Below are 1,299 nucleotides of genomic sequence, written 5' to 3' on the forward strand. Positions count from 1 at the left end.
CTTTTTGAAAATATCCATGATGAGACCGTTTTTAATTCCTATTGTTTGAGGATTATTTGAGAGGAATGCGATACAAAAACTCTGTATCGTGCTTGCCTTTAAAATGGGCTTTTTCATCCAAAAAAGTGCTGACTTGGCCATGACTGCCGTTCATCGAATCTAACTTTTTGAACAACGCCCAAGAGGCTTGGTTATCTTCCGTGATGGTCGTTTCTACCGATTTAACCTCGCTCAGCGCTTCCCTTTCGAGAAGCTCCTTGAGCATACGAAATGCTAAACCGTTACCTCTGAATCGAGGTGATACAGCGACTTGCCAAATGAATAATACGTCTTGTTCGTCAGGCTTCTGATAACCCGAGATGAAGCCAGCGATGTCGCCTTTGTGCTCAACCAAAATGCTGGTTTTGCTGAAATGCGTTGACTGTAGAAAATTGCAGTAAGAAGAGTTCATGTCCAACGGAGGACAATCTGCAATTAAGCTGTAAATGCCGTCACCATCAGAGATTTTAGGTTCACGAAAAATCCATTTTTTGCTTGGGTCTTCTCCAATTTCTGGATAAAGCACCCAAGGTGCTGATGTGATCATTTTGAAATACATATCCTTTGACGTCTAATTAAATTTCGTATTTATTATGGACATTCTTTACGGTTAAAAATCAAATAATCGGCGTTTTAATCTAGAATAATGTGACTCAAGTCACACTAAAGCAACATTTAACCTAAATTTAAAATAGTTTGAACTCTAATTTATTAAAGCATCATTTAATACGAAACAACTCAACATGAGTCAGAATGCAGCGGGGTTTCAAAGAGAGGACTTAAGGTTTTTTACATAAAAAAACGGCACACTTTCGCATGCCGTTTTAAGGTTAGTTTTGTCGTCGTGGCTATTTATCTTTTTTGACTGCCTTGGTACTTGGACGAGGCTCATCCATTAGACCTTTAATCAAAGAAACTGTCGCAACAAGCAATACGATGGTAAATGGTAAGCCTGTAGTTACTGCCATCGCTTGAGCCGCTGCCAGCCCGCCACCGAGCATCAGTGCGATGGCGACTAAGCCTTCAAACGTACACCAGAAAACACGTTGTGGTGTTGGCGCATCGACTTTACCACCAGCTGCAATCGTATCGATCACAAGAGAACCTGAGTCCGACGACGTGATAAAGAACACAACCACCAGAATGATACCTACTACCGATGTGATTTCTGCAAACGGCATTACGTCTAACATGGCGAACAGTTTAAGCGGAAGCTCAGCATTGAATACAGCTTCGTAACCGTCATTCACGTACTGGCTG

General features: G+C 41.5%; 2 protein-coding genes. Both read right to left on the reverse strand.

Annotation, left to right across the window (positions count from 1 at the left end):
- Positions 1-52: 52 nt before the first annotated feature.
- Entirely contained in the window at positions 53-586 is a 534-nt protein-coding gene (ectA, locus tag R7P72_RS24745; RefSeq protein ID WP_169615730.1) for a diaminobutyrate acetyltransferase, read from the reverse strand.
- Between the two features lie 301 nt (positions 587-887).
- Positions 888-1,299 (reverse strand): BCCT family transporter (locus R7P72_RS24750; protein WP_318110932.1); only part of this gene is annotated, 412 nt, incomplete at its 5' end.

The organism is Vibrio sp. Vb0888, from assembly GCF_033338835.1.
In the GTDB taxonomy this organism is placed as follows: Bacteria; Pseudomonadota; Gammaproteobacteria; order Enterobacterales; family Vibrionaceae; genus Vibrio; species Vibrio alginolyticus.